The sequence below is a fragment of the Collinsella sp. TM05-37 genome (assembly GCF_003436455.1).
Classification (GTDB): Bacteria; Actinomycetota; Coriobacteriia; order Coriobacteriales; family Coriobacteriaceae; genus Collinsella.
The window spans coordinates 55,638-80,304 of sequence record NZ_QSPN01000005.1; the positions used below are offsets into that span (position 1 = coordinate 55,638).

At 60.6% G+C, this 24,667-nt stretch carries 22 protein-coding genes and 2 tRNA genes; 1 reads left to right on the top strand and 23 read right to left on the bottom strand.

All coding sequences use genetic code 11. The features are described from left to right. Window positions 1-38 precede the first annotated feature (38 nt). The 9 genes from DXD48_RS04085 to DXD48_RS04125 form a co-directional block, all read right to left on the bottom strand. The gene (locus tag DXD48_RS04085; RefSeq protein WP_117564109.1) at window positions 39-1,343 is read right to left on the bottom strand and encodes a lysylphosphatidylglycerol synthase transmembrane domain-containing protein; all 1,305 of its coding nucleotides are present in this window, start codon (window positions 1,341-1,343) and stop codon (window positions 39-41) included. A 151-nt stretch (window positions 1,344-1,494) separates the two neighbouring features. Next, a tRNA-Glu gene (locus tag DXD48_RS04090) sits at window positions 1,495-1,571 on the bottom strand. A gap of 22 nt (window positions 1,572-1,593) precedes the next feature. Continuing rightward, window positions 1,594-1,670, bottom strand: a tRNA-Glu gene (locus DXD48_RS04095). A 128-nt stretch (window positions 1,671-1,798) separates the two neighbouring features. Further along, the gene (locus tag DXD48_RS04100; RefSeq protein WP_117564110.1) at window positions 1,799-3,193 is read right to left on the bottom strand and encodes a CCA tRNA nucleotidyltransferase; all 1,395 of its coding nucleotides are present in this window, start codon (window positions 3,191-3,193) and stop codon (window positions 1,799-1,801) included. 164 nt (window positions 3,194-3,357) lie between these two features. Continuing rightward, window positions 3,358-4,290, bottom strand: a complete 933-nt coding sequence (locus DXD48_RS04105) for a 1-phosphofructokinase family hexose kinase (RefSeq protein WP_117564111.1) — start codon at window positions 4,288-4,290, stop codon at window positions 3,358-3,360. A gap of 184 nt (window positions 4,291-4,474) precedes the next feature. Then, on the bottom strand, window positions 4,475-5,407 hold the full coding sequence (locus DXD48_RS04110; protein WP_117564112.1) for a 1-phosphofructokinase family hexose kinase: 933 nt from the start codon (window positions 5,405-5,407) through the stop codon (window positions 4,475-4,477). Window positions 5,408-5,481: 74 nt separating this feature from the next. Continuing rightward, window positions 5,482-7,185 carry a phosphoenolpyruvate--protein phosphotransferase gene (gene ptsP, locus DXD48_RS04115; RefSeq protein ID WP_117564113.1) on the bottom strand — a complete coding sequence of 568 codons (1,704 nt, stop codon included), beginning with the start codon at window positions 7,183-7,185 and terminating at the stop codon, window positions 5,482-5,484. Window positions 7,186-7,318: 133 nt separating this feature from the next. Then, window positions 7,319-7,582: an HPr family phosphocarrier protein gene (locus DXD48_RS04120; RefSeq protein ID WP_022094575.1), complete on the bottom strand. Its 264-nt coding sequence runs from the start codon at window positions 7,580-7,582 to the stop codon at window positions 7,319-7,321. Between the two features lie 528 nt (window positions 7,583-8,110). Next, the gene (locus DXD48_RS04125) at window positions 8,111-10,114 is read right to left on the bottom strand and encodes a fructose-specific PTS transporter subunit EIIC (protein ID WP_117564114.1); all 2,004 of its coding nucleotides are present in this window, start codon (window positions 10,112-10,114) and stop codon (window positions 8,111-8,113) included. 272 nt (window positions 10,115-10,386) lie between these two features. Here DXD48_RS04125 and DXD48_RS04130 point away from each other — a divergent pair, with 272 nt between their 5' ends. Beyond that, complete coding sequence (locus tag DXD48_RS04130; RefSeq protein WP_117655428.1) at window positions 10,387-11,244, top strand: MurR/RpiR family transcriptional regulator; 858 nt, start codon at window positions 10,387-10,389, stop codon at window positions 11,242-11,244. A gap of 261 nt (window positions 11,245-11,505) precedes the next feature. Here the strand turns inward: DXD48_RS04130 and DXD48_RS04135 are convergent, their stop codons facing one another. The 14 genes from DXD48_RS04135 to alaS all read right to left on the bottom strand — a co-directional run bounded on the left by DXD48_RS04135 (window position 11,506) and on the right by alaS (window position 24,622). After that, entirely contained in the window at window positions 11,506-13,134 is a 1,629-nt protein-coding gene (locus DXD48_RS04135) for a DNA repair protein RecN (protein WP_117564116.1), read from the bottom strand. Continuing rightward, window positions 13,124-13,984: an NAD(+)/NADH kinase gene (locus tag DXD48_RS04140; RefSeq protein ID WP_117564117.1), complete on the bottom strand. Its 861-nt coding sequence runs from the start codon at window positions 13,982-13,984 to the stop codon at window positions 13,124-13,126. Before DXD48_RS04140 ends, DXD48_RS04135 begins: the two co-directional genes overlap by 11 nt. Continuing rightward, window positions 13,981-14,784, bottom strand: coding sequence for a TlyA family RNA methyltransferase (locus DXD48_RS04145; protein ID WP_117564158.1), 804 nt, complete (start codon window positions 14,782-14,784; stop codon window positions 13,981-13,983). Before DXD48_RS04145 ends, DXD48_RS04140 begins: the two co-directional genes overlap by 4 nt. Before the next feature lie 35 nt (window positions 14,785-14,819). After that, entirely contained in the window at window positions 14,820-15,059 is a 240-nt protein-coding gene (locus tag DXD48_RS04150) for an exodeoxyribonuclease VII small subunit (RefSeq protein ID WP_006233978.1), read from the bottom strand. 2 nt (window positions 15,060-15,061) lie between these two features. Next, entirely contained in the window at window positions 15,062-15,646 is a 585-nt protein-coding gene (gene nusB, locus DXD48_RS04155; protein ID WP_117564118.1) for a transcription antitermination factor NusB, read from the bottom strand. A gap of 3 nt (window positions 15,647-15,649) precedes the next feature. Next, window positions 15,650-16,012, bottom strand: a complete 363-nt coding sequence (locus tag DXD48_RS04160) for an Asp23/Gls24 family envelope stress response protein (RefSeq protein ID WP_006233982.1) — start codon at window positions 16,010-16,012, stop codon at window positions 15,650-15,652. Window positions 16,013-16,036: 24 nt separating this feature from the next. Continuing rightward, window positions 16,037-16,600: an elongation factor P gene (gene efp, locus DXD48_RS04165; protein WP_006233983.1), complete on the bottom strand. Its 564-nt coding sequence runs from the start codon at window positions 16,598-16,600 to the stop codon at window positions 16,037-16,039. 160 nt (window positions 16,601-16,760) lie between these two features. Next, window positions 16,761-17,891 carry a Xaa-Pro peptidase family protein gene (locus tag DXD48_RS04170; RefSeq protein WP_117564119.1) on the bottom strand — a complete coding sequence of 377 codons (1,131 nt, stop codon included), beginning with the start codon at window positions 17,889-17,891 and terminating at the stop codon, window positions 16,761-16,763. A 132-nt stretch (window positions 17,892-18,023) separates the two neighbouring features. Further along, complete coding sequence (locus DXD48_RS04175) at window positions 18,024-19,133, bottom strand: hypothetical protein (RefSeq protein ID WP_117564120.1); 1,110 nt, start codon at window positions 19,131-19,133, stop codon at window positions 18,024-18,026. Continuing rightward, the gene (locus DXD48_RS04180) at window positions 19,130-19,663 is read right to left on the bottom strand and encodes a shikimate kinase (RefSeq protein ID WP_117564121.1); all 534 of its coding nucleotides are present in this window, start codon (window positions 19,661-19,663) and stop codon (window positions 19,130-19,132) included. The genes DXD48_RS04175 and DXD48_RS04180 overlap by 4 nt, the downstream gene beginning before the upstream one ends. Before the next feature lie 8 nt (window positions 19,664-19,671). Further along, window positions 19,672-20,169, bottom strand: coding sequence for a YqeG family HAD IIIA-type phosphatase (locus DXD48_RS04185; RefSeq protein ID WP_117564122.1), 498 nt, complete (start codon window positions 20,167-20,169; stop codon window positions 19,672-19,674). A gap of 1 nt (window position 20,170) precedes the next feature. Continuing rightward, entirely contained in the window at window positions 20,171-21,526 is a 1,356-nt protein-coding gene (gene mltG / locus DXD48_RS04190) for an endolytic transglycosylase MltG (protein WP_233502352.1), read from the bottom strand. Further along, window positions 21,519-21,947, bottom strand: a complete 429-nt coding sequence (ruvX, locus tag DXD48_RS04195) for a Holliday junction resolvase RuvX (RefSeq protein ID WP_089571740.1) — start codon at window positions 21,945-21,947, stop codon at window positions 21,519-21,521. Before ruvX ends, mltG begins: the two co-directional genes overlap by 8 nt. A 17-nt stretch (window positions 21,948-21,964) precedes the next feature. Further along, window positions 21,965-24,622, bottom strand: a complete 2,658-nt coding sequence (gene alaS / locus DXD48_RS04200; protein WP_117564124.1) for an alanine--tRNA ligase — start codon at window positions 24,620-24,622, stop codon at window positions 21,965-21,967. Window positions 24,623-24,667 lie beyond the last annotated feature (45 nt).

Sequence of the window (24,667 nt, forward strand, 5' to 3'; positions counted from 1 at the left end):
AAAAAAGCCCGGCAACATGAAGAACGCACGACCAACTGTTACGCCTTAGGGAGCTTCTTTTTGTTCAAAGCAGCCGGGGACACACGAATGCCGTCACCTGTCTGGCGCACATAGGCCTTATGCGAGGGTTTGGCGGCCCCAGAAGCCTTCTGAGCATGCTGATTGGGATCCACGGTAACCGCATTCACAGGATGGGGCTTTGCAGGCTTAGAGGACGTCTGAGGCGATCGTCCGAGCTTGCGCATCGCGCGATCCCAGCGTGAGTGGATACTCTCGTTGTGAGCGCTCTTAAGACCCAGCAGGGGCGCGGCCAAAATCGTCGGCGCGATAAACGTAATGAGGCGCCACAGCAGATAACCGGCGGTCGACGCCGACCCAAAGAAATGACCCAGGAACAGCGCGAAGCCACCCTCGGCACCGCCGGTGCCACCGGGCAGGGGAACAGCAGAGCTCAGGAGCTGAACAAAGGCGCTCGCGGCCATGACCGAGAAAAAGTCGACTTCGTGGTGGCCAAAGGCAAGCATCAGGAAATACGGCACGAGGTAGAAAAACGCGAGCTGCAACATGGTGATGACCACCGTGAGCAGCATGGACGAAAAGTGGCCGGCTGAAAGCTTGAACTTCTCGGAGAAAGAGTAGATTTCGCCGTCGACAAACGTACGCCAGCCCTCAATCTTGGTGGCCGAGACGCCCATTCGCTCGAGCCAATTGATGATGCAGTGCGCGACGCGCGTGACGGTCTTGGGCATGAGCGCGACGGCAAAGATGCCAAGCAGAATGCAACAGTGACCGCCAAAGCTAAAGACGCACAGCAGCGTCATGTCGCCATAGCGCTCGGCGAAAAACGGCATTCGGGCAAGCAGCAGAATGGCGCCCCAGGCAACGAGGCCAAACTGATACACGATAAAGCGCGTGAACTGCGTGGCACCGGCCTCGCCGACATTTTGGCCTGCCTTGGTCAGGCGGTAGATCTGGGCGGGCGTAGAGCCCATCATCATGGGCGTCAGGTTGCCAAAGAAGATACCGCTCGCCTCGACCGAGATCAGGTCGCGAATGCCGACGGGCGAATTGGGATCGAGCCAGACGGCGATCGCATAGGCGACGATGCCAAAGAACAGGTACAGGAACATGCAAAAGCATGCAGCAACGAGCCACGGCGCCTGAACGCTCGACATAGCGGCCCAGAACTGTCCCATCTGACCGGTCACAATCAGATAAACGATATAGCCAACCAGCACGACGCCGATAAAAATGGCACCGCGGCGTGCACCCTTGTTGTCATCGCCGCCCGAGGCCTCAACCTCGACCTGGGGCTTAGATGTATGCTGAGAGGACTCCGTCATGAGGCTCCTTCTGACCGTCCAAATATCTTGCATATTGTACCCGCAAGGGCCACAAGCAGAACGTAAAGCTATGGGCCAAATGGGAATTGCAGATGGTTTGCTCGGAAATAAAAAACCCGGGCTTCCGTGGGAAGTCCGGGTCTCAGATTCATGGTAGCCCGTACCAGATTCGAACTGGTGATCTCCGCCTTGAGAGGGCGGCGTCCTAAACCGCTAGACGAACGGGCCATAAGCCTCAGCAGAAAAGAAGTGGTAGCCCGTACCAGATTCGAACTGGTGATCTCCGCCTTGAGAGGGCGGCGTCCTAAACCGCTAGACGAACGGGCCACATGACATCTGCACTGCCGTGCTGCGAGGAAATATATTACGGGACAAAAAACATCAGCGCAAGAAGAAATTCCAAATTGCCGAAAAAATTGTCGGCAGGTTATGGAACGCGCAGGTCAACTGGTTAGCTAGTTCAAGTTGAGATGAGCCAGGAGGGCTTCGCGGTTGTTGGGGATGTTGTCCTCGATCACGGCGTCGAGGGCAGCGTTGAGAAGCTGCCCCAGCTCCGGCCCCGGCTTGACGCCGGCGCGGATCAGATCGCCACCATTGATGGCAAGCATCTTGAGCGTATAGGGCTCCCCCGCCTGCAGCAGATCGTGGGCGAGCGTACGCATCTCCTCGATCGTCTCGACGTAATAGAAGCACGAGGGCGCCTTGCCGAGCGTGTCGGCACGCTTAAGGTCCATGAGCTCGTCCATCAGACGCGGCGTATCGACACCCTCGCCCGAAAGCGCGCGCATCATATTGAGCAGGCAGGAGCGCTCGGGGCGCAGCGGCTTGTCATGGTATTTGATCAGCAGGCACACATCGCGCACCAAATCGTGCGAGAGCGCTAGGCGATCCATGATGACACGCGCCTTCTTGGCGCCGAGCTCGGGATGACCATAGAAGTGTCCGCTGCCGTCGTGATCGACCGTAAAGCACTCGGGTTTGGAAACGTCGTGCAAAAACGCCGCCCACATAAGGCTCGACGAGGGCGCGACGCCGTCGCACAGCGCCAGCTCCCCTGCCACCGTCAGCACGCGGGCGATATGCTCGTAGACGTTAAACGCATGATAGACACTGCGCTGATCAAACCCGCGAGCGGACGCGAGCTCGGGCACGGCGGCGCAAACAAGCTCGGGGTAGCGCAGCATCGCGTCTCCCCCGTGGCCCGTCGAAAGGATGCCCTCGAGCTCAATGCCCACGCGCTCGCGCGCCACAGCATCGAGCAGCGGCGCGCACTCGGCAAGTGCCTGTTTGGTCCTAGGCTCGATCATAAAATCCAGACGGCAGGCAAAACGCACCGCGCGCAGCATGCGAAGCGCGTCCTCGTTAAAACGACGCTTGGGATCTCCAACAGCGCGGATGAGCTTACGCTTCAGGTCGCCCTGGCCATCGTAGCGGTCGACAAGACCGCGCTCGGGATGCCAGGCCATAGCGTTAACGGTAAAGTCACGACGCGCCAGATCGTCCTCAAGCGACGCCGCACGCTCCACGCTCTGGGGATGACGACCGTCGGTATAAAAACCATCCAGGCGGTACGTGGTGACCTCAATACGCTCGCCATCGCAAATAGCCGTGATGCCGCCAAATTTGATGCCCGACTCAACCACGGCAATATCAGCCGCCTCGAGCGCCGCTTTGGACTCCTGCCACAGGCCGCTGCAGCACATGTCAACATCGTGGCTGGGGCGCCCCATCAGGGCATCACGGACCCAACCGCCCACGTACCAAGCCTCAAGACCGGCTGCCTCAAGCGCACGCAGGACACGGATGGAGGCATCGGTCGGCTTCGTACCGTTAAGCGAAACATTGCACATGCCTATGACCTCCTGCGACTATCAATTTGGTTATCGATTGCATCTGCAAGAAGTCTAGCAAGAAACGGCCTCTACTGCACAAGCAAGTCCGATAAACAAAAATGCATCCGTCCTGGTCTAAGACGGATGCGAATTAATCGAATTATTCAGGCAAGGTGCCGGAACTAGCAGACCTGACGAATGGCGATACCCTTCTGATACTCATCGACCTTGGCAAAGTCGCCCAGACCAGGGCACTCGACCACGTTGGCGCCGGTGGCCATCGAGAGGCGCAGGGCGTCCTCGACGCGCTCGGGGGCGTCGTGCCACACGGACAGGAAGGCGGCCAGCGAAGAGTCACCGGCGCAGACGGTCGACAGCAGCTTGACCTCAAAGGTACGGTTGGCAAACCAGATGTGCTCGCCGTTAGAGAAGTACGCTCCAGCGCCACCCAGGGTCAGCAGCACGTTCTTGGCGCCCTTGGCATGAAGCTCGGCCATAGCGCCCTTGACGGACTCGTCGTCGCCACCGCTCACCTTAATGCCAAAGATGTCGAGCAGCTCGTCGTCGTTGGGCTTAATGAGCAACGGCTCCATAGCAATGAGGTCGGCCAGCTGATGGCTCGAGATATCGAGCACGAACTCGGCGCCTTTCGCCTTCACTCGACGCAGGACCTCGGCAAGGAAGCCCTCGGAGGTGTTGGGGGGCAGCGAGCCGCTAATGACCAGGCAGGTCATGTCGTCAAGCGAATCGATGAGCTCAAACATCTCTTGCTCGTTGGCTTCGTTAATGGCGGCACCGGCATTAACCATGTTGTACTCGGTGTCGGGACCGGCGTTGAGGAACACGTTGACACGCGTGATACCGTCAGTCCACACGGGCTTGACGGGCACGCCCAGGGCCTCGGCGCCCTTAACGATGAACTCGCCCGAGAAGCCGGCGAAGAAGCCCAGGATCGTGGTGTCGACGCCGTAGTGGTCGAGCGTAAACGAGACGTTGAGACCCTTGCCGTTGGGGGTGTAGACCGCGTTACGGGTGCGCGTAACGGTATTGGCGGACAGGCCATCGCAGGAGATGTTGTAGTCAATGGCGGGATTTGCAGTGAGCGTGTAAATCATGAATGTTCCTTTCACGAAGCAACGTGTTAATGAAAGTATATTCCACGCTTCGGCAAAAGGCTACAACAACTCGGCGAACGGTGTGGAAGCGGTGAAGGGCGGTTTCATCTCACTTTTCCAACGAAAAAACGGCGCCCCGATCAAAACCGGGACGCCGCATGCGCACGAATATGTCGCGTTTCGCTTACTTGCGATCGAGCTTACGGACGGCAACGCGCTTGCTGTACTCGTCAACGTGACCGAAGTCGCCGATGCCGACGGACTCAGCGACGTTGGCGCCGGTGGCCATAGCGAGCTTCATGGCCTCCTCGACGTTGTCGCGATCCCTGTACCACTTGTGCAGGAACGCAGCGAGGGTGCAGTCGCCGGCGCAGACGGAAGAAACCAGCTTGATGTTGAACTCACGCTTGGCGTACCAGATGTCCTCGCCGTTGGAGAAGTAAGCGTCGCCACGGCTACCACGGGTGAGCAGCACGTTCTGGACGCCGGCCTCGTGAGCCAGCTTCATGGCAACTCGGACCTCGTCGTCGGTGTCGACCGGCACGCCGAAGATGGCCTTCATCTCATGATGGTTCGGCTTGATGAGCAGCGGCTTCTTGTGAGCGAGCTCCTTGAGCTTGTCGGAAGAAAGGTCCAGGACGACGTCGGCGCCACGGGCCTGAGCGTGCTCCATGACCTGAGCCAGGAAGTCGGGCGTAGCTTTGGGAGGCACGGAGCCAGAGACGATCAGGCACTCAAGATCGCCCGCGGTGTCCAGGATGTTGTAGAGCTCCTCCTGGTGCTGCGGCGTAATAGGAGCACCGGGGTTGAGGATGCCGTACTCGTGATGGCCATCGTTGACGTAGGTGTTGATACGCGTGATGCCGTCGGTCCAGACCGGGCGGCACAGGCAACCCAGGTTCATGACTTCCTCGACGATGAACTTGCCCGTGAAGCCGGCGAAGAAGCCGAGCGCGACAGTGTCGACGCCCATCTTCTTAAAGGCGAAGGACACGTCGAGGCCCTTGCCGTTGGCGGTGTAGCTGGCCGAGCCGGTGCGGACGTTCTCGTCGGGCTCGAGCGGAGAGCTCGAAACCGTCATGTCGACAGCCGGGTTAGCGGTTAGCGTGTAGAACATTTACAGTACCCCCTGTATATGTGAGGGCCGCGTGGCCGGCCCATTCCAACCACGCGGTTACCTCTGATACCAAATTAGCGAGCTGCGGACTCGAGCAGTGCCTTGACCTCGGCGGCGGTGTTGCAGGCGAGCGCCTTCTCGGCGAGCTCGTCGCACTCGGCCTTGGTCCACTGGCTGATGGTCTTGCGGGCGCGCAGGATGGACGGAGCGCTCATCGAGAACTCCTCCAGGCCCCAGCTGATCAGCAGCGGCTCAAGCAGCGGATCGGCAGCGGCCTCGCCGCACATACCGACCATGATGCCGGCCTTCACGCCGCTCTCGATGATGTTCTTGAGCGAGCGGAGCACGGCGGGATAGTACACCTGGTACAGGTTGGAAATGGTGTCGTTGCCACGGTCGGCGCACATGGTGTAGCCGATCAGGTCGTTGGTGCCGATGGAGAAGAAGTCGGCCACCTCGGCCAGGCGGTCAGCGAGCAGCGAAGCGGCAGGCGTCTCGACCATGATGCCGACCTCGATGTTCTCGTTGAACTTGCGGCCCTCTTCGGTCAGCTCAGCCTTGCACTGCTCGACGAGCTCCTTGACGGCCACGACCTCCTCGACGCAGGTGACGAGCGGGATCATGATCTTGACGTCACCAAAGGCGCTGGCGCGCAGAAGGGCGCGGAGCTGGACCTTGTACTGATCGGGGTTGGCCAGGCAGTAACGCACGGCGCGGAAGCCCATGAAGGGGTTGTCTTCCTTGACCATGTGCAGGTACGGAATCTCCTTGTCGCCGCCCACGTCGAGCGTACGGATGATGACCGGAGCGCCCTTGAGCGCGCTGGCGACCTTGCGGTAGGCGTTGAACTGCTCCTCCTCGGAAGGAAGCTCAGCGGAGTCCATGAACAGGAACTCGGAGCGGAACAGACCGATGGCCTCGGCATCGTGATCGAGCGCGTTGGGCACGTCATCGGGGTTACCGATGTTGCAGGCGATGATCTTCTTGATGCCGTCGGCAGTCACAGAAGGCTTGCCGCGGAAGGCCTCGAGGGCTGCCTTCTCGGCAGCGAAGGCCTCGGCCTTGGCGGTGTAGGCAGCGAGCGTCTCCTCGTCGGGATCGGCCTCGACAACACCCTTGCCACCGTCGACAACGACGGTCATGCCGTTGCGAAGGGCGGTGCAGCTGTTAGAGACCGAAAGGACGGCCGGAATCTCGAGGGCGCGCGCGATGATCGCGGAGTGCGACGTGCGGCCACCGGTCTCGGTGACGATACCGGCAACGTGGGCCTTATCGATCGTGGCGGTCATGGACGGCGTAAGGTCGTGCACGACAACGACGGTGTTCTCGGGCAGGACGGAGAGGTCGACGACCTCCTTGCCCAGCAGCTCGGCCAGAATACCGGTGCGGATGTCGGCGATGTCGGCCGCGCGCAGACGGAACATCTCGTCGTCCATGGACAGGAACATGTTCTCGAACATGGTCGAGGTGTCCATGAGCGCCTGCTCGGCGCAGGTGCCGCCGTCGATGGCGGCGTTGATGGCGTCGGTCATGCCCGGGTCCTGAGCCAGGACAATGTGTCCGCTCATGATCTCGGCCTCGGCCTCGCCCACCGTCTCCTTCATGTGGTCGGCCTGAGCCTGGGTCTTCTCGCAGAAGACCGAAAGAGCGGTCTGATAGCGCTCCTTCTCTGCTGCCGAATCAGCGACCTCGTGCGGTTCAAACGTCAAGTCGGGATCGACGGCGACCATGACGGTGCCGATTCCGATGCCCTCGGATGCGTTGACTCCCTGATACATTCCCATTCCTCTCTCCGTGCCATGTGATAAAGCGTTTTGCCATATCCATGACAAAAGAGCGCAGCTACCTTGATGCAGGTCACTGCGCCCCCAAGTATGAACTTAATTGTTCAACATGCGACCCGTTTGAGTTCTACTCGCCAAGACCGCTCTTGATGAGCTCGATGGCAGCAGCCAGAGCCTCGGCCTCGTCGGCGCCGTCGCACTTGACCTCGACCTCGGTACCGCAGGGGATACCAGCAGCCATGAGGGCCATCGGGGACTTGCCGTTGACCTCCTTCTCGGGGGTGACGACCGTCACGTCGCAGGCGTACTTGCCCATGGTGGAGGCGAAGAGGCCAGCCGGACGCATGTGAAGACCCTGCGGATTGACGAGGGTAGCCTTCTCAGAAACCATAATTGACTCCTTTTTGTGTTTAACCCCTGTCGTGTATGCGGCAGGAGTCAGATTCACGACGTTGTTTATATTAACTCACATCAAACGGTTTTTCATTGTGTTTCGCACGAATTGTTGGACAGATGTGTTTGTCGTCCGCTTGCTCGCCCACAGGGGGCCGGGCGCGGGCTGTGAGATTTCCTGCTCTACAGTCCTGCTCGCACGAAGAGCACATTAAGTGCTCTTCGGCTCGTGCGGAACTCGCGATAAATCTCACAGCCCGCGCCCGGCCCCCTGTGGGCGAGCAAGCTGCGGAAACTCGGTCGGTCCAGAGCAATATCGTGCGAACGGAATTCTGGCTAATTTTTTGTTCGCCTGGTTGATCTAGTTGATGGAGCCTATCTATACCCTCTTGTGGACTGAGGAGTGTCCCAAACTGCCGGCAGAAAAGGAACGTCCCTAAGTGCCAAGTTGAGATGAAAAAGGCGGAGGCCCTGGTGAGGGTCTCCGCCTTTTTACAGGGGGCGATATTAATCGCTGACTGCTGGATTAGACCAGGCGGGCGTTGATCGTCTTGGCGATCTCGGCGGCGTCGGTGGAACCCTTGACAGTGGCACGGAAGTCCTCGTCCATGAGTGCCTCGGCGACCTTGGACAGGATCTTGAGGTGTGTGGTGCCAGCCTGAGCACCCGGGATGAGCAGGGCGATGGCCACGTTGACGGGAGCGCCGTCCATGGTGTCCCAACCGGTCACGCCGGACTCGTCCTTGACGACGATGACGGCAGCCTCGGTAATAGCGTCGGACTTGGCATGCGGGATGGCGAAGCCCTCCATCATGCCCGTGGTGCCCTCGGCCTCGCGGGCCAGGAAGGCGTTCATCACGGCGTCGGCGTCGCCGGCGATACCGGCCTTGACAGCCTGGTTGGAGACAAAGCTCAGGGCCTCGTCACGAGAAGCGAAGTCCTCGGCGACAAAGACGTTCTCGACCTTCACGAAGTCGGCAGCCTCGGCCTTGGGAGCCTCGACAGCAGCGGCCTTGGGGGCCTCAACCGGCTTGGCTGCAGGGGCAGCCTTCTGGTTCTTCTCGAAGTCGAACTTCTTGAAGGCCACGAACAAGATTCCACCGACCACAGCACCGATGAGGATCGCGAGGACCCACAGCGGACCGTTCTCGACAACGGGCAGGACCAGGAAGCCGCCGTGAGGCGCCGGATCATGAACGTTGAACATAATGGTCAGGATCGAGGCGATGGAAGAACCGAGCATCATGATGGGCATGACGGGCCAGATGTTCTTGGTCATGAACGGAATGGCGCCCTCGGTGATGTGGGTGCAACCAAGGATGAGGTTGACGACACCGGCGTCGTGATCCTCCTGGCTGAAGTACTTCTTGCCGACGACGACGGCGAAGGTGGTGATCAGCGGCGGAACGATGCAGGCGGCGGAAACGGCAGCCATGAAGTTGGTGCCGAAGTTGTAGGTCTCGGTGCCAACACCGGCGGCCAGGGCCTCGGTGAGCATAGCCGTACCGGTGACGTAAGCAGCCTTGTTAACCGGGCCACCCATGTCAAAGGCGCACATGCAGCCGATAGCAAGACCCAGGACAACGGCGCCAGAGGCAGACAGACCCTTGAGGAAGTCCATCATGGCGGTGTTGATGGCAGCCATGGGGCCGGAGATGCCGAGCATGACCAGACCGACGATGGCAGTCGAGAACAGCGGGTACAGGAAGATAGCCTTGAGGCCGTCCAGGTTCTTGGGCAGACCGGCAAAGACCTTCTCGAGCAGCAGGATGACATAGCCAGCGAGGAAGCCGCCGACGATGCCGCCCAGGAAGCCGAAGCCCACACCGGCGCCACCGGCGTCGATCATGCCGGTATCGGCGTTAACGGGCAGACCCTGGATGGCGATCATGCCGGCAACAAAGCCGGGGACGAGCGCCGGGCGCTTGCCGATGGACTCGGCGATGTAGGCGGAAAGCACCGGAACCATGAGGTTCATGGCGATACCGCCGATAATCTTGAGCATAGCGGCGAAGCTGTTGTAGTCGGCAGCCGTCGAATCGAAGGACGTGATGCCCCACAGGAACGAAACGGCGGTCAGAACACCACCGGCGACGACGAAGACCAGCATGTGGCTGACGCCATTCATGAGGTGCTTGTAGATGACATGGCCGATGGACTCCTTCTCCTCGACCTCGTCCTCGACATCGGCGGCAGCGGCAACCGTATCGTCGCCCTTGGCGGCGAGCGCGCGGTCAATCAGCTTTCCGGCGGCCTCGACGGACAGGGCCTTGGAAACACCGACGGAAACCATGGGCTTACCGGCGAAACGCTCAGCCTGGACATCCTTATCGGCTGCGACGACAACGGCCTTGGCACCAGCGATCTCGCTCTTGGTGAGCTCGTTCTCGACACCGACCTGGCCATGGGTCTCGACCTTAATGGTCAGACCGCGCTCGGCAGCTGCCTTCTCCAGCGCCTCCTTCGCCATGAAGGTGTGCGCGATACCGGTCGGGCAACCGGTGGCGGCGATGATGTCAAACTTAGCCATGTGTCCCTCCTTCTTGAGTACTGCGCCCGCAGGCGCTCCCCTACACGCGCGTCCTTGCGCGCTTTTCCACAACTGAAAGATACCAACCCAGCGCTTTCGCGGAAAGGAAAATGTCCCAATTCTCCGGTGAAAGGTTCTTTCATAACCGTAAACGGTAGGTGAAAGTTTACCATCAACACTTGAAACGGCAAGGTGTATCTTGTAATTGAAAATGCCCGTATACTATGGCATTGAAAAACGAGTCCAATTTTCATGCCAACCAGGAGCCATCCATGACCGATAGCAGCAAGAGCGCGCTCTCCCTTATTAGCACTCATCAGGGATATAGTGGATCCGAGCAGCGCATTGTCGACTATATATTGGAGCACCAGTCCGAGGCGCCGCGCCTGACGGCCGCACAGCTCTCACGAGCCGCCGCCACGTCCGAGGCGACGGTTTCGCGCTTTTGCCGCAAGCTGGGCTTTGGCAGCTTCCGCAGCTTTCAGTTTTCGCTGGCACGCGACTTGGAGAGTCAGCGCAACGAGGGCCTGACCGACGAGGTCTCGCTCGACAACATGGAGCAGAGCCTTAAAAATATCTTGGCTGCCAAGGTCAGCGAGCTTAACGCGACCATCGACGGGATTGACCACGATACGCTAACGGCCGTTGTACACGCGTTAAAGAATGCGGGCGTTATTGAGTTTGCGGCCGTAGGCAACACCAACGCCGTTGCGCTCGACGCGACGTTTAAGTTTTCGCAGCTGGGCCTTCGCTGCATGGCAAGCACCATCAGCGAGACCTCGATTGGTTTCGCGCTCACGTTGCGCCCCGGCGACGTTATCGTGCTGATCTCGAACTCCGGCAAGTCGCGCCGTCTGAATCGCATGGCAAAAGCGGCTCGCGACTGCGGTGCCACCGTGGTCGTCATCAGCAGTGACAGCAAGTCTCCACTTGCGCGCCTAGCCGACTACACCTTTAATACCGTCAATCACGAGGCGCTGCTGACAACGGGCGACTTCGCGTTCTCCAAGATGAGCGCCACGATGATCATCGAGGTCATCTACAACTTCCTGCTGCCCGAAATCGAGGACGCCCGAGAGCACATCAGCTACTACGAGGAGCTCATTCAACCGGATAAGGTCGTAGAGTAGGTTTTAGCGGGGGACGTTATGTGCCGTTCCCACAAAACTATGCCGGTTTACTACGATGAAATCGGAACATGCAATCACATCGCATTGTTAAAGAAAACCGCAGGCTTTCTACCTGCGGTTTTCTTTTTGCAATTTTAGCCGTGCTCGAGCTATGCCGATTCATCGTAGTAAACCGACATAGTTTTTTGACGGTCGGGCCAGACGGACAAGTAGCGAGGCAAGAATTACTGATATTTTGCCCCCCAACACCACCGGGTCGTTCTAACCTCGAGCATCTTCCAGCATCTGTCTGGCGTGCGCCAGGCTTGCCTCCGATTGATCGCCGCTCAGCATTCGAGCGATCTCTGCGGTACGGGCGTCCCCAGTCACCTCGTCCAGATGCGTCTGAGGAACGTCGCCTGGCTCCTTGCTGACCACGTAATGCTTGTCGGCCATGACCGCAACCTGCGCCAGGTGGGTTACGACGATGACCTGATGCGTGGCGGCAAGATCGGCCAGCACGCCAGCAAGAGCACGAGCCGTGGAACCACCGACACCGGCATCGACCTCGTCAAATACCAGCGTGTCGACGCCGTCCGCATTACCGAGGACAACCTTGCTCGCCAACATAACGCGGCTCAGTTCGCCGCCCGACGCAATGCGGCGCAAGGGACGCGGCGTCAATCCGGCGCCGCTGCGATACAAAAGCTCGTAGCTCGAAGGCCCCGCCGGCGTCCACTCGGCACGCGGAAGATCACGCGACTCCCAAACCAGCTCAGCGCCGCCCATCTCGAGGCGTGCCATCTGACGACCCACCTCGTGGCAAAAACGCGGGGCTGCCGTATTGCGCGCGCGCTTAAGCGCCTTGGCGGCGGCGAACAGTTCGTGCTCCGCCGCGCCGAGTGCCTCGCGTGCCTTCCTAATCTGCTCGTCACCATCGTCCACCAGCGATAACAACTCCCGCGAGCGGTCACGCATGGCAAATACATCGTCCATGGTGGGACCCCACTGACGCAGCAGGCCCTTGAGGTCGGAATACCGCTCGCGCATGCGAGCGAGCTCGCGAGGATCGAACGCAACGCCATCGCGATAAGCACGCAGCTCGTTGGCCCAATCCTCGAGTGAGATGCAGGCATCCGAAAGTGCGTCGGCGATGACACCCAGTTTGCGATCGACGGTAGCCATGCGCGACAGTTCTGCCACGGCGCCGTTCACGGCATCGAGCGCTCCCCCTTCGGCAGCAAGCGATGCATGGGCATCGTTAGCTGTGGCAACCAGTACCTCGGCATGTTCGGAGCGCGGCAGCAGCTCCTCGAGCTCCTCATACTCACCCGGCTTGGGGTCGACCTCGGCGATACGCTCCAGGGCGAAGCGCGCCTCCTCGACGCGACTCCCCTGCGCACGCGACGCCTCCTCTACGCGACGGACCTCCTTGACAGCCGCACGCGACGCCTTAAGGCAGGCACGGTACTTTTCCAGCGCCTCGAGCGCAGAGCGACCAGCGCAGGCATCGACCATAGCAACATGATGCGCCGGATCGAGCAAGCGCTGATGCTCGTGCTGGCCGCAAAGATCCATCATCACGCCGACGCGCTCGGAAAGCTCGCGCACGCTGGCGATGCGGCCGTCAATCTTGACGCGGCTGCGGCCCTCGGCAGAAAGGCTGCGCTGCACGGTGAAGCCCTCCGCGTCGTGCGGGCCATCGAACAGGCGAGCCTCGACGCTCGCAAGCGCCTCGCCCTCGCGCACGGTCGACGAATCGGCACGCTCGCCCAAAATAAGCTTAAGCGCCGAGAGCAGCGCGGTCTTGCCGGCGCCAGTCTCGCCAGTCAAAACCGTTAGGCCTGTGCTGGGCACCAGCGTCGCCTCGCGAATGAGTGCAATGTTTGAAACCTGCAGCTCATCGATCATGACGAACTCCGTAGAATACGCGACTCACCGAGTTATAGAAGCTTTCGGGGCCATAGTCGAGCAACAGCACATCGCCGGGACCGCGACGCACGGCCACGCTCTCGACCGTGCCGTCGCAGGTAATAAACTGTCCGTCGATAGCGATGGCAGGCACACTCGGCCGGTCGTCAGACATAAAGATCTCGACGACATCGCTTGGCGAGGTCAAAAAGGCGCGAGCTTGAATGGTGTGCGGCGCGATGGGCACGCAAACCATACCCGTGTAATCGGGGCTTACGATGGGACCACCGGCTGAAAGCGCATAGCCGGTGGAGCCGGTCGCCGTCGATACGACCACACCGTCGCCACGCAAGCGGTCGATATGGTGGCCCGACACGGTGATGTCGAACTCGACCATATCGGACAGGGGCCCACGCGTGAGCGCCATGTCGTTAAGGGCGAACGAACGCACGACGTCCTTCGTGCCGTCCTCGCGCACGGAAACGATATCTGCGGCGATGGTGGCGCGACGGCTCACGTGGAGCTCACCGGACAGGGCATCGCTCACAACCTGCAAAACGTCGCGTTCCTCGGGACTGGCCGCCGTCAAAAAGCCCAGGTGACCATAGGAAAGACCCAAAATGGGAATCTCACGGTAGTTGAGAATGCGGGCGGCGCGCAGCAGCGTGCCGTCGCCGCCGAGCGTAATGACCAGGTCGGCATCGTCAACATCGGGCGTGCTCTGAATCTTGGAGCGCTGGTCGGCCGCCCATGCGACCTCGTAGCCCTGGCGCGTCAGCCAGAGCTCGAGCATCAGGCCGCTCTCGACCGCCTCTTGCTTGTAGTAATTGGGAACCAGAAAGACCTTCATAGCGTTGCCGCTTTCTCGCTCAAAGCCGATACCTGGGCTTGCAGCTCGTCATTCGAGCGCTCGCCGGGGGCAAACCTCGTGCCGTACAGGAAAAACTCAACGTTGCCCTTGGCGCCATGGATGGGCGACACGCACACATCGACCGGGAACAATCCCTTCGCGGCAAACAGCTCGATGACCGCAACGAGCGTGTCGACACGCACGGCGGGGTCGGTCACGATACCGCCCTCGCCCACCAGCGCCGCCGGAGCCTCAAACTGCGGCTTTACCAGCGTACAAAACGAACCCATAGGCGTCAGGCAAGCCAGCACCGCATCGATGATGTTCGCGATGCTGGTAAACGACACGTCGCACACAGCCAAGTCGATAGCGCTCTCATAGCCGAGCTCGGGCAGCTGCGTCACGTTGGTGCGCTCATGGAGCGTCACGCGATCGTCTTGGCGCAGCGACCAATCAAACTGGGCACGGCCCACGTCGACCGAAACGACCGTGGCGGCACCGCGCTTGAGCAGGCAATCGGTAAAGCCGCCAGTAGAGCAGCCTACGTCCAGGCAGGTAAGGCCCGTGGGATCGATACAAAACGCATCGAGCGCACCCTCAAGCTTAAGGCCGCCGCGCCCAACGTACGGAATGCGCCCCTTAACGTGCAGCGGCAGGCCCGGCGTCACCTTGAGCCCCGGAGAGGTCAAACGCTCACCGCCGCTCGAAACCAACCCGGCCATAAGAGTGCGAAGGGCATCCGCGCGATCGGCGCAGATGCCCTGTGAAATCAGTTCGTCATCGAGACGCACGCGTTTCATGAATGCCATCAACCATTCGTATCCGGAGATGCGGCCTAGCTATCCTGGGATTCGTTTGCCGCATCCTCATCGTATTCCTGCTCGAGCTTGTCGGCCTCACGCGGCGTCAGCTCAAACTTGTCGACCATATCGACCGCGCGGGAACCCAGTTCAATCGCTTCGTCAAACAGATCGAGCGAACGCTCCAGGGACGTATCCTTGGAGCGAACGGTAGCGATGATCTGATCCAGACGGTCCGAGATCTCGTCAAAGTTGCGGACAGAACCCTCTGGCATGACTACTCCTCGAAGGAGTCGACGACAGCCTCGGCGGCGTCCGCATCCTCGGCCAGCACGCCAGCCTCAGCCTGAGCAACCGCAACCTTAGCGGCAGCCTCGGCAGCCTGGGCCTCCTCGCGAGCGCGATCCTCGGCCAGCAGTTCCTGGTACAGGTCCTCGCCCGGCAACTCCTCGCTGCGCGCGATCTTGCCCAGCACGCCGTTGACGAACGACGCGGACTGGTCGGTGCCATAGGCCTTGGCAAGTTCGACGGCCTCGTTGATCACGATAGCGTCCGAGACCTCTTCGTCGGTAAGGAAGCGCATCTCGTAGACGGCGATACGCAGCAAATTGCGGTCGGCGCCGGGCATGCGCATAAGATCCCAGTTCTTGGCGACGGCGCGCAGGGCACAGTCGATGCGATCGATATGCTCGTAGGCACCGCGGCACAGCTCCAGCGCATAGGGGTCGAGGGGGCCCTTCGAGATCAGGAAATCGCCCTCGAGGACGCGCTCGAGCGGGCTGTCCGTGGCCTCGGCCTGAAACAGCAGCTGCAGCGCCTGGCTGCGGGCAAGCGTACGCCCGCGATAAACCTTAAGGCTCAAAGGTTACTCCTTGGGGAAAACGAGGCCGTCGATGCAAACGTCAACGCGCTCGACCTCAACGCCCACCTGGGCATCGATGGCAGCGACCACGGCAGCGCGAACGGCCTCGGCGAGTTTCTTGAACGGATAGCCAAAGAACACCACGACGCGCACGGTGAGCGCGAGCTTGTCGCCGACGACCTCGGCCTCGACCGCCGGCTCGGAAGCCGGGGCCTTGGACGAGAGCATCATGGAGACAAGGTTGGTGGCAAGGTCCTTGACGCCAACGGAGGCGATGCCCTCGACATCGGACACGGCGCGCGAGACGATGGCGGTCAGAACATCGGGCGAAATGCCGATGCCGTCAATCTTGATTTCCTGGGGCATGAGTCCTCCTAGAAGAGTTGGTTGCTAGACGCGGGAGACGAACTTGCCGTCGCGGGTGTCAACCTTAATGACCTCGCCCTCGTTGAGGTACATGGGGACCTGGATGACAGCGCCGGTGTCGATCGTGGCCGGCTTGGTGGAACCCTGGACGGTGTCGCCCTTAAAGCCCGGGTCGGTCTGGACGATGGTGGTCTCGATGAACATCGGCGGAGTCACGCCCATGAGCTCATCGTCGGCGAAGAGCAGCTGGCAGATGTCGTTCTCGCGCAGCCACTTGGAGTTCTCGCCCACCATGTCCTCGGGAACGGGAACCTGCTCATAGGATTCGTTGTCCATGAAGATGTAGTCGGTGCCATCGTTGTAGAGGTACTGGAACTCACGGGTGGTGAGCATGACGCTCTCGAACTTGGTGCCGGCGTTGCAGGTGTTCTCGACGACGCGGCCGCTCTTGATGTCGCGGGTCTTGTAGCGCACAAACGCGCCGCCCTTGCCCGGCTTGACATGCTGGAACTCGACGATGGTGTAGACCTTGTCCTTAATGCGGAGACCGAGGCCGTTCTTGAAGTCGGCGGTAGAAATGGTAGGCATAGCGACCTTTCTTGTTATGGGCAGAACGCACAAGCGTCCAAATTACATACGAGCGAAATTATACACTTGCAGACGGCGCCTGCAGCGAGCGCATAAAAAGAGAACGCGGGGCGTCCGAATTGCTCCGGAGGCCCCGCCCCAAACTATCTACCGAAGTAGACTAGCAATCGATGACGTGAAGGTCATGCGGCGTCTTGGTGAAGGGCTCGTAGCCGTTCTCGGTGACCACGCCGTAGTCCTCCAGGCGCACGCCGCCCACGCCGGGCAGGTAGACGCCGGGCTCCATGGTGATAACCGAGCCGACCTCGATGATATTCTTGCTGCGGTTGAAGTTGGGCAGCTCGTGGATGTCAATGCCCACGCCGTGGCCCAGACCATGGTTGTAGTAATCGCCATAGCCGGCATCGCCAATGATCTTCTTGGAAAGCTTGAAAATGTCGTTGCCCTCGACGCCCGGATGGATGGCGGCGACGCACTCCTCGTGCGCACGGCGCACGAGCGCGTACAAGTCGAGCTGCTCCTGCGTGGGCTCGCCCATCACGACGGTACGAGTCATGTCGGAGCGGTAGTCGCAATAACCCGCGCCATAATCCATGAGAACGAAGTCGCCCTTCTCGATCACGCGGTCGCTCGGGACGGCATGCGGGTTGGCGGTGTTGGGGCCGCTCGCCACGATGGAGCCGAAGGCCAGGCTGTCGGCGCCGTTGGCGAACATAAAGTTCTCGAGCTCGTTGCGAACCTGCTTCTCGGTCATACCGGGCTTAATATAGCCGAGCATGTGCTGGAAGGCGGTGTCGGTGATCGACTGCGCATGGCGCATGAGCTCGATCTCCTCGGCGTCCTTGATGGCGCGCATCTTGCGAATGTCGTCATGCATCAGCGGCAACATGCAGGCGACGGAACGATCCTCCAAGCCACGCTGGATACCCTGGTAGAAGTTGATCTGCATGTCGTCCTCGACAGCGCAGACGCGGCACTTGTTGGCCGCGATCTTGCCGGCGACCCAACCGGAGATGGTGCCCTCGTCCATGTCGTAAACCCAGGGGCTGCCGGCGGGCGTGTTCTCCTCAAAGCTGTTGAGATAGCGCGAGTCGGTATGGAACAGGCACTGGTCGGCCGTAATAAACGCAGCATGCGGGAACTCGAAGGTGTAATCGAAGACGCCCTTGACGCCCGTAAGCCAACGAAGGTTGGCCTCGTCGCGCACCACGATAGCGTCGTAGCCACGCTCAACCATCAGGGCACGGACACGCTCGATACGACCGGCGGGACCGGCAGCAAACTCTGACATGCAGATTCCTTTCTTGTTGTCTCTATAAAGACGGAACGGGTCTCAACCGAACGACGGAATCGCGCGCGATTCGCAACCGATTGGAAACCCGCCCCTCAACATGATACGAAAGACGATGTATGTCAATAAATCCTAGAGAAGTTCTTTGCGAGAAGCCAAGTATGCGCGAGCATGGCGGTCGAGAACCTCGTCCTCAACGCTCGTTAGACGAATGGCGCCGAGCGCCGCGGGCAGCGGCAACATGCTGCGGTTCGAGCGGACAAACTGCTGCCTGCGGAACTCCTCGATATATGAGGCAGGCTCCAGATCGAAGGCAAGCTCCTCGATACCAAAGTCCTCCAGGCAGTCATCGACCTCAAAGACGTAATCGATATCGAAGTCACAGGCATCATGTGCTAGGCGCGCCTCAAAGCGCATACCCTCGGACAGCAGCTGGTAGACAGGGACCTGCGACGCGGCATCGACCAAGCAGGCGCGCAGGGTACGCTCCCCCGTCTTGCCAAAATCGAGCGCATGACGGGCGCTCGGGTTCGTGGCCATCAGTACGTCCTTACGTGCAGTCTGAGACCACTGAACGGCATTGACGAGCGCGACCTCCTCGCCCGCGAGAATCTCGGGGACGGTCTCGGTAAACTGATTCCAGCGGGACTTGCTGCTCGAAAGCATGGTGCCAACAAGTACCGCATAACCGAGCTTAAGGTCCTCGGGGTCCGCCGCGCGAACAAGGTCGAGGTCACACACGACCAAGCCCGGCTCGGGACGAAACGCGATAGCGGGAAGCGCATTCTCCGACGAGGCGACGAGCGGCTTCATGGTCGTCGCGACCGTGAGCATGGCGTCGAACGTCGTCGGCAGCAAGGCGCACTCGGTGCGACCGCACCACTGATTGGCACACCAGCAAACGACTGAGCAGGTCGCCGTGTCGCCGACAGCGACAACGAGATCGTCACAGGTAATGCCATTAGCCGACAGGGCGCCAAAGACGGTATCGGCATCGACCAGCGTAGCACCGGCAGGCGAAACCTCGAGGACGAGCAGCGACACGGCAAAGCCGGCGTCGACCAGCGCATGCTCGACGACCTCGCCAAAACGCTCGGATGTGGCGTCGTTCCAAACCACCATCGCGCGCTTAGGCTTGCCCACAACCGAGGCAAACATGCGCGGCAGCTCATCGAACGCGCCCAATCCGACACGGACATCGACGCTGCGGTTTTGGAAATTGATCAGTTGACGGCGAATCATAGCAGTCCACGCTCCAAAAGCATCTCGGCACAAAGGTAGGAAACGTCCTCGAAGGACTTGTTGCGAATATCAAGGGTAATATCGGCGGCCTGGCGATACAGCGGACGGCGATGCCCAAACAGGCGCGCAGCATGCTCGGGCGAGCGGAAATCGGGCCGGGTATCAGAACGGCGAATCTGGCGCAACGAGTCCTCAAAGTCGCCTTCGAGGTACACGCATGTACCCATCTCGTGCATCAGTTCAATGTTCACCGGCGTCTCGACGATGCCACCCCCGCACGACACCAGCAGGCTGCGCTCGCTTTGAAGCGAACGGAGTGCCGAGGTCTCAAGCTCGCGAAAACGATCCTCGCCCTCGGTCTCAAATATCTCGGTCACCGACTTGCCACATCGACGCACAACCAAACGATCGGTATCGATAAAACGCCGCTTGAACATAGTGCCGACGTTGCGCGCGAGCGTCGATTTGCCCGCGCCCAAAAAGCCGATAAAGAAAATATGGTCGCAGCCGTGTTTGATGTGCTGAGACATGGCGAAACCTATTCCTCGCAGGGAAGGTCGCGCAGGGCCCGGCGCTCAAAGATACGGAAGATCTGCGTGTACCACAGGTCCTGGGTTGCCTGCGGCTTGACCAGAATAGTGTCAACGCAGGCAAAATTACCGCTCCACACGTCCGTGTACAGCTGATCGCCGATCAGCACCGCCTCGTCTGCCGTGGCGCCGAGGCGCTTAAGACCCGCCTTCAAGGCAAACGGCGCCGGCTTCATGGCGTGGCTGATGGCCTCGAGTCCCAGCTCGCGTGCAGAGCTCATGACCTGATCGCGATGCCAGTTGTTGGACACCATGCACAGCTTAAAGCCTTTGGCGCGGGCGGCGTCGAGCCAAGCGGAAACCGCAGCGGGAACCTGCTCGGTGTCGCGCGGCACCAGAGTGTTATCGCGATCGAGCAGAATGGCGCGTTTGCCGTCGGCCCACAGGGTATCAAGGTCGATGCGATCGACCGAGGCAACGTATCGTTTGGGGCTAAAAATCCTCATGCTAATTCCAAGACTGTTGATGCTCTTCGTAGGTTTGCGAGAAGTACTCCTCGTCCTGCGTAATGTAGAAATACAGGTCATCGGAGTCGGTCGGCTCAAGGGTGGCCTTGAGCGCCTCGAGCGACGGAGAGCAGATGGGCGTGGGCGGCAGGCCCTCGTGCTTATAGGTGTTATACGGACTATCGCTCTGCAGGTCGTCGGCGGTAACCTCTCCGCCGGTGACATACATCATGGTCGCATCGCTATTGAGGTAACGCAGGCCATCGAGCTTGCCCGCCAGACGGTTATAGAAAACCGATGCCACATGCGCGCGCTGATCGGCGTTGAGGCCCTCGCGCTCGACGATCGAGGCAAGGTTAACGATGTCGTAATCGGACATCTCCACGCCATAGCGCTCCTTGATCATGGCCTCACAGCTCGCAAAGTCAAGCGACTTGTACTCGGTGTTGAACTGGTCAAGCATGGCGCGAATCACATCATCGGCAGAAGGGTCCTTACCCAACGAATAGGTCTTGGGGAATAGGAAGCCCTCGAGTGAATCGTTTGCAGCGTCTTTAAGGAAAGCGTAATCATTCACATAATTGCTCGCCTTGGCCTGGTTAAGGAAATCTTCCTTAGAAATGCTGTCGTATGCCGCGGCCACACGATCGGCGACCTGGTCGACCGTCAGGCCCTCAGGGATAGTCAGTGCATCGGAGCCCGCATTGGGGCCTTCCATGAGCTGCTGAACAACCTTGGTCGCGTCCATGAGCGTGGTAAACGAGTAGGTGCCAGGCTTAAGCGACATATCGGCATTGAGCTTTTTGACCGCCGCGTAATAATCCTTGGGGTCTTCGACGATATGGTTCTCGGAGAGAATCGAAGCGATGGCATCACCCGAGGCGCCATCGGGAATCGTAATAGTAACTTGCTGGCCAGCAGCGACTTTCGCATCCTCGCCGGCAAAGAAGCCCTTGACGGCCGGCACAACAAAGAAAACGATCGCGACAAGCGCAAGCACGGCGATGACGCCACCGATAATCATAGGCACCGGAGAGCTTTTCTTTTGGACGCCACGGCGGGCATGCGTGTTATAGCTCGAGCGCGTGGCCGGAGCAACGCCGTGCGAGCCATGAGCATGATGTGCGTGGGGGCGTGATTGCCGGGCCTGCCCCTGCGTGCGCTGGGCAGGAGCCTGCTGCTTAAAACGAGCGCCGCCAGCGGGCTGCGCGGGACGAGCTGCGGGCTGTTGAGCGGCACGCTGAGCAGGTTGAGCCGAACGCTGCGTCGGCTGCGCCGGGCGCTGGCCAGGCTGAGCAGGGCGCGGCGCAGGCTGCCGTGTACGATTCTGCTGGCGCGGATCGGAAGCGCTAGGCATGCGAAACCTCCTCGTTTTTACGATCGAGCCATGTCTGCAAGAACAGGCTGGCGGCGATCATGTCAATCTTGCCCCTCATCTGCTTTTCGTTGAGTCCCTGCTCTCGCAGGATTCGCTTGGCCTCCTGCGAGGACAGACGCTCGTCCTCAAACTCCAGCGGAAGTTCGAGCTCGTCGGCAATCTTTTGGGCCACTGCGGCGACGCGCTCGGCCTGGGGGCCGGGCTCACCTGCCATGGTCAAGGGACGTCCACTTACCAGGATATCGGGCTCATAGTCCTCGACCAGGTAGCGAAACGTCTTTGCCATACCAGTGACCTCGGCAGCCGGAAGCACCTTGACAGGCATCGCCATCTTGCCATCACGGCTCGAGACGGCAATGCCAATCCTGGTCTCCCCTATGTCCAGTGCGAGCGCGACCACAGCGACTACTTAGGTTCTTAGGCGCCGAGCGCGGTCTTGGCGGCCGCGAGGGCATCGGCGATACCGGCAGCATTCTTGCCACCGGCCTGGGCCATGTTGGGACGACCGCCACCGCGACCATCGACCAGGCCCGCGATCTGCTTGATCACGTTGCCGGCGTGGAAACCGGCCTTCACGGCGTCATCGGAGCCGGCGGCGAGCAGGGCCGGGGTGCCCTTCTCGGTAACGCTGGCAACGACGCAGGCGACGGGGCCGGCAACCTTCTGGTGCACGGTATCCCACACATTGCGCAGGTCAGCAGCCTCAAGACCCTGAAGCTCAGCGACGACGAGCTTGTAGCCGTCGAGCTCGACAGCGCCCTCGATGGCGCCAGAGATAGCGTCGGAGGAGCCACCGGTGAGTGCCTTCTTGAGCTTGTTGGACGTCTCGCGCAGCTCGGCCTGCAGGTTCTCCACGCGGGCGGGAACCTCGTCAACACGGCACTTGAGCGCAGCGGCAGCGGCGTCAACGAGCGCCAGGCGGTCGGCCATGTAGTCGAGAGCGCCCTTGGAGGTCACGGCCTCGATACGGCGGACGTTGGAGCCCGTAGAGGACTCGGAAATGATCTTGAACAGGCCGATCTCGGCAGTATTGGCGGCATGCGTACCGCCGCAGAGCTCACGGGAGAACGGCTGATCCTCGGCGCCCACGGAGACGACGCGGACGACGTCGCCGTACTTCTCGCCAAAGAGGGCGACAGCACCGGCGGCCTTGGCCTCGTCGATGCCCATGACGCGGGTCACGACCGGTTTGGAAGCGAAGATCTGCTGGTTGACCAGGTCCTCGACAGCCTTGAGCTGCTCGGAGGACAGGGCCTCGAAGTGCGTGAAGTCAAAGCGCAGGTGCTCGGGCGTCACCAACGAGCCAGCCTGGGAGACATGCTCGCCCAGGACCTGCTTAAGCGCGGCGTCGAGCAGGTGCGTGGCAGTGTGGTTGCGGCGCAGGAAGCCACGGCGCTCGGCGTCGAGCGCGGCTGTCACGGTAGCACCGACGGTCAGTGTGCCCTCGGCAACGTGCGCGACGTGAGCATACAGGCCATTGTGGTTCTTGGTGTCGGCAACAGTCAGCGCAACGCCCTCGGCGGAAAGCTCACCGGCATCGCCCTGCTGGCCACCCATCTCGGCGTAGAACGGGGTGCGGTCGAGCACGACCTCGACGTCCTCACCGACGGAAGCAGACTCGACGGACTCGCCGTTGCGAACGATGGCGACAACCTTGGCACCCTCGATCACATCGTTGTCATAGCCGTCGAACTCGGTCGCGGCAACCTTGTCGGAAAGCTCGACCCACACGTCGTTGAAGCTGCCCCAAGCATCGCCCTTGACGTTGGCGCGAGCGCGGGCCTTCTGGTCCTCCATGCAAGCGGTGAAGCCGTCCATATCGACGTCGTGGCCAGCGACGCCGGCAATCTCGACGGTCAGGTCAATGGGGAAACCAAAGGTGTCATGCAGCTTAAAGGCGACGTCGCCCGGAAGGACAGCACCCTCGGCAAGCGCGGCCAGAGCCTCATCCAGGTAGACGCGGCCGTTGTCGAGCGTCGTGGAGAAACGCTCCTCCTCGGAAGCGACGATACCCTTAACGAGCGCGACGTTCTTGAGCAGCTCGGGATAGGCCTCGCCCATCTGGGCGTTGACCTCGTCAATGAACTTGGTCAGGAAGGCGCCCTCGATGCCCAGCAGGCGACCGTGGAACACGGCGCGGCGGAGCAGGCGGCGAAGGACGTACTCGCGACCCTCGTTACCGGGGAGAATGCCGTCCGAGATCATAAAGTCGACGGCACGAGAGTGATCTGCGATGATGCGCAGGGAGCGGCTAGCACCGGAGTAATCGTCGGCGTCATAGGTCTTGCCGCTGATCTTCTCGCCCAGCTTGATGAGGTGCTGCATCAGATCGCCGTCGTAGTTAGCGGTCTTGTGCTGCATGATGGCGGCCATGCGCTCCAGACCCATGCCCGTATCGAGGTTGCGGTGCGGCAGCTCCGGCATGGAGCCATCCTCCTGGCGGTCGTACTGGGTAAAGACGAGATTCCAGAACTCCAGGAAGCGGTCGCAGTCGCAGCCGGGCTTGCAGTCGGGGCTGCCGCAGCCGACCTCCTCGCCCATGTCAAAGTAGATCTCGGAGCACGGACCGCAGGGGCCGGTGGGGCCAGCGGCCCAGAAGTTGTCGTCCTCGCCCAGGCGGGAGATGTGATCCTCGGCAACGCCCAGGGAGCGCCACACGTCATGGGTCTCGTCGTCCTCGGTAAAGACGGTGAAGTACAGGCGATCGAGCGGCAGCTTGAACTCCTTGGTAATGAGCTCAAAGGCCCAAGCGCAGGCCTGCTGCTTGGAGACGCCGCCAAAGGAGAAGTCGCCGAGCATCTCGAAGAAGGACAGGTGACGGCCGTCCTCACCGATGCAGTCGATGTCGTTGGTGCGGACACACTTCTGGCAGGAGATCGCGCCGATCTCTTTCATGGTCTTCTTGCCCTGGTAGTACTCCTTAAACTGGTTCATGCCGGCGTTGGCAAGCAGCAGCGAAGGATCGTCGGGGACGAGGGACGAAGAAGGATAGAGCTTAAGACCGCGCTCCTCAAAGAAGTTGAGGAACTTGGAGCGAATCTCGGCCGTAGTCATTGACGGGTAGTCAGCACTCATAGAGGGAATCTCCTCGGTTTCACATCGAAACAGTTCAAACGTAAC